This is a genomic window from Pseudomonadota bacterium (genome assembly GCA_026388215.1).
Classification (GTDB): Bacteria; Desulfobacterota; Syntrophorhabdia; order Syntrophorhabdales; family Syntrophorhabdaceae; genus JAPLKF01.
Genome location: JAPLKF010000153.1, coordinates 1 through 4,242 on the forward strand (window position 1 = coordinate 1; position 4,242 = coordinate 4,242).

General features: G+C 46.8%; 5 protein-coding genes. All 5 read left to right on the forward strand.

What is annotated here, in order from left to right; all coding sequences use genetic code 11:
- A partial coding sequence (locus tag NTU69_08875) for a hypothetical protein (protein ID MCX5803621.1) occupies positions 1 to 305 on the forward strand: 305 nt, incomplete at its 5' end.
- Complete coding sequence (locus NTU69_08880; protein ID MCX5803622.1) at positions 306 to 2,267, forward strand: CoB--CoM heterodisulfide reductase iron-sulfur subunit A family protein; 1,962 nt, start codon at positions 306 to 308, stop codon at positions 2,265 to 2,267. It begins immediately after the preceding gene.
- Entirely contained in the window at positions 2,255 to 2,692 is a 438-nt protein-coding gene (locus NTU69_08885; protein MCX5803623.1) for a hydrogenase iron-sulfur subunit, read from the forward strand. Before NTU69_08880 ends, NTU69_08885 begins: the two co-directional genes overlap by 13 nt.
- The gene (locus NTU69_08890) at positions 2,682 to 3,635 is read left to right on the forward strand and encodes a 4Fe-4S dicluster domain-containing protein (protein ID MCX5803624.1); all 954 of its coding nucleotides are present in this window, start codon (positions 2,682 to 2,684) and stop codon (positions 3,633 to 3,635) included. Before NTU69_08885 ends, NTU69_08890 begins: the two co-directional genes overlap by 11 nt.
- On the forward strand, positions 3,635 to 4,242 hold a 608-nt coding region (locus tag NTU69_08895; GenBank protein ID MCX5803625.1), incomplete at its 3' end, for a hydrogenase. The genes NTU69_08890 and NTU69_08895, both read left to right, overlap by 1 nt.

The window sequence follows — 4,242 nt, forward strand, 5'->3', positions numbered from 1 at the left end:
TTGCTGTGGCGTGCCCTCTCTGTCAGCAGAACCTCGATCTGCGTCAGGATCAAGTGAATAGAACTATGGGTTCTTCTTTCAATATACCAATTATCTACTTTTCCCAGGTTATGGGTCTCGCATACGGGTATTCACCAAAAGAACTTGCCATGGATAAGCTCATTGTTAGTGCAGACCGCTTAATCCGCTCTCGTCTACCGGTTGACGAGTTCAGGAAGGCCCGGGAGGCAGAGGCAAAAAAGAAAAAACCGAAAACCGAAAAGGCAGGAACCAAAGAGGAAACAACGACAGAGGAGACTGAATAGATGCGGGTTGGTGTATTTATATGTCACTGCGGGAACAATATTGCAGGAACAGTTGATGTAAAGAAGGTGGCTGAGGAAACAAGAAGGTTGCCCGGGGTTGTGTATGCCACAGATTATATGTACACCTGCTCAGAGCCTGGTCAGGATGAAATCAAAGAGACAATTAAAAAGGAAGGTTTAGACCGTGTTGTAGTCGCCTCGTGCTCACCACGTATGCATGAAGTAACTTTTCGGCGAACCGTTGAAAAAGGTGGGCTAAACAGATATTTCCTTGAGATGGCAAATATCAGGGAACATATTTCCTGGGTAGGGGAAGATAAAGAACTGAATACGAACAAGGCCATTGAAGCCGTGAGAATAGCAGTGGCAAAGGTAATGAGAAATAAACCTCTTTACTCTAAATCCTTTAAGGTCAATAAGAGGGTACTAATTATCGGAGGAGGGGTTGCAGGTATGCAGGCAGCCCTCGATTGTGCTGACGGCAACTTAGAAGTATTGCTCGTGGAGAAGAGCCCCAGCGTGGGCGGGATGATGGCACGCCTTGACAAAACATTCCCTACAATAGACTGCTCCATCTGTATTCTGGGCCCGAAAATGGTAGATGTGGCCCAGCATGAGAAGATAAAGCTCTACGCCTATTCTGAGATAGAGGAGATCAAGGGCTATGTGGGCAATTATCAGATAAAGATACGCAAAAAGGCTACGTATGTCGACTGGTCGAAGTGCACGGGGTGCGGGGAGTGTATGGAGAAATGCCCAACGAAGAATGCCTATGATCATTTCAATTTCGGGGTTGCACCAACCAGGGCAATCAATATCCCTTTTCCCCAGGCGATCCCCAAGAAGGCAAAGATTGACCCGAAATATTGCCGCCAGTTTCTGAAGGGGAAATGCGGCGTCTGTGCAAAGATATGCCCCACAGGGGCAATCAATTATGAGATGCAGGATGAGATTGTTACTGAAGAGGTAGGCGCCATTATTGTGGCTTCCGGTTATGGTCTAATAGACATGGATAGACTTCCCGAATATGGGGGAGGACGTTATCCGGATGTGATAACAGGCATCCAGTACGAACGACTACTCAATGCCTCAGGTCCGACATCAGGTCATATCCTCCGGCCATCAGATAAGACAGAGCCAAAGACAGTTGTTTTTGTCTCATGTGCGGGCTCCCGTGATAAATCTATAGGCATACCTTACTGTTCAAACTTCTGCTGTATGTACATTGCAAAACAGGCAATCCTTACAAAAGACCATATACCGGATTCCCGGTCCTATGTCTTCTACATAGATATCCGTTCCTCTGGAAAAGGCTATGATGAGTTCGTACGTCGGGCACAGGAAGATTACGGTGTAAATTACATTCGGGGACGGGTATCGAGGATTTACCCCAAGGGCAAGAAGATGGTTGTCAGGGGAGCCGATACGCTTCTTGGAACCCAGGTTGAGATTGAAGCAGACCTCGTGGTACTTGCTACGGCTGTAACTGCAGCTCCGGGGGCTGCTGAACTTGCGGAGAAACTACATATATCATACGATACCTTTGGGTTTTATGTAGAGAGCCATCCAAAGTTAAGGCCTGTGGAAACAAATACCTCGGGTGTATTTCTGGCAGGGGCTGCTCAGGGTCCCAAGGATATTCCTGCCTCAGTGTGCCAGGGAAGCGCAGCAGCGAGTAAGGTCTTAGCCCTCTTTTCCAGGGATACCCTTGAATCAGACCCGGCAATTGCTCAGGTGAATACCAATGCCTGTGTGGGATGTCTCAAGTGCGTTGAGACCTGTCCCTTTGGTGCCATAAAGGAGAAGGAGCTTCGCGACGGAAGGGTAGTTGCCGAGGTTATTGAGACAGTCTGTGCAGGATGCGGTATATGCACTTCCACATGTCCATGCGGGGCAATACAATTGCAACACTTTACAGACAATCAACTCTTGGCGGAGGTTAATACCCTATGTCAGTCATAGCCGCAAAGGAGCTTCGAATCATAGGTTTTCTCTGTAACTGGTGTTCCTATGGTGGGGCAGATACCGCAGGGATAAGCCGTTTTAAACAGCCTACTGACCTGCGTATTATAAGGGTGCCATGCTCCGGCAGGGTTGATCCTCTTTTTATTGTGAAGGCCCTTCTCAATGGGGCTGACGGGGTACTTGTATCAGGCTGTCACCCGAGGGATTGCCATTACTCGGATGGTAATTTTTATGCGAGGAGAAGGCTTGAGATGCTAAAAAGGCTCCTTCCATTTATTGGCATTGATGAGAGGAGGTTTCATTATACATGGATTTCTGCCTCTGAGGGGGAGAGGTGGCAGCAGGTCGTTACAGATTTTACAAAACAAATTCATAAACTGGGCCCGCTGCACACAAAGACGGAGGTAAGGGTTGAGTCTTGAGAAACTGAAGGAAACTGTAGCGAAGGTATTCCACGAGGTAGATGTTGTGATAGGTTATAAGCAGGGGTTTGACCCGTTACATGCAACACCATGCTTCATAACCATGCCCGAGCAGGTTGACCAGCTCATCTGGAATCCTCTCTGCGTGCAGAATCTGACGAGTTATCTCCCTTTTTTGAAGAAAAAGGTTGGCATTGTTGTAAAGGGATGTGACAGCCGGACCATCATTCAATATATGCAGGAAGGTTTGATTAAGCGGGATAATATCGTGATCGTCGGATTACCGTGTACCGGGATAATAAGTGTGAAAAAGGTACTCCATGAAATCGATAACCAGCCGGTTGAGAGTATTACATTCAGAGATGGGGGTAATGTTGTAGTGAAGACTATAAAGGGGCAAAAAACACTATCCCTCTCAGATGTCTGTCCTGATAAGTGCAGTACATGCCAGTATCCAACGCCCCTTATATATGACCATCTGATTGGAGAGCCTATTAAATCGGACAAACCTCCGGAAAGCGTATACGAAGATATCAGGAAATTTGAAAAGAAATCACTGGAAGAAAGGCTTGAGTACTGGGAGAAGGAATTCGACCGCTGTATCCGCTGTTATGCCTGTCGAAATGCCTGTCCCATGTGTATTTGCCAGGATAGCTGCATTGCCGAGACCCGTGACCCTCACTGGATGAGCCAGAAGCTGACACTTCCCGAGAAATTCATGTTTCACATGATCCATGCTGTCCATCTTGCCGGGAGATGTGTTGAATGCGGAGAATGCGAAAGGGTCTGCCCCATGGGGATTCCTGTGAATAAACTGAAAAAGAAGATTAACCTTGAAATGAAGGAACTCTTCGGTTATGAACCAGGGGTAAACTTAGAAGATAAACCACCGATGTACACATTCAACGTGGAGGAGAGGAAGATAGAGGAGTATAAACTATAATGGCACAGGTAGGATACCTTCCAAAGGGAAAGGAAAAGGATTTTTTTGAGACCCTAAGTAAAAATAGACTCGTGTATGTACCCTGTCTTGAGGGTGATACGGTGATTTTTCGGCCCTTCAGTCCGGAGAGAATCTTGTGCCTTGAAAGGCCTGCCAACATCCCGCCTAAGACTATTATCTTTCCACAGAGCGAGACACTCTTTTCATTTAATTACAAAAAGGATGCCGATAACCCCCAAAAGATGAGCACTGAACTTGAGACAAATCAGGAATATCAGGAGACTATTATTTTTGGGGCACGTCCGTGTGATGTGAAGGGGTTTAGAATCTTTGACCGGGTGTTTATGGATATTGATACACCAGACACGTACTATAAGGACAGGCGTGAAAAAACTGTGATTGTTACAATCAGCTGCGAGTCTCCTTCCGCAGGATGTTTTTGCACAGCCGTAGGGGGAGGCCCGGCCGATAAAGAGGGTTCGGATGCAATCATAACCGAGCTGGAAAAAGGTTACTTCATAGAACCTGTTACTGAAAAAGGGAGGGCTATTATTAAAGAGCCGCAGGTTGAGGATGGCAGTCCGTATCAAAAAGAGGCAGTGGAAAG

Excerpts from the sequence above, each read along its gene's own strand:
- NTU69_08880 (MCX5803622.1), top strand. The coding sequence starts at position 306 with ATGCGGGTTGGTGTATTTATATGTCACTGCGGGAACAATATTGCAGGA.
- NTU69_08885 (MCX5803623.1), top strand. The coding sequence starts at position 2,255 with ATGTCAGTCATAGCCGCAAAGGAGCTTCGAATCATAGGTTTTCTCTGT.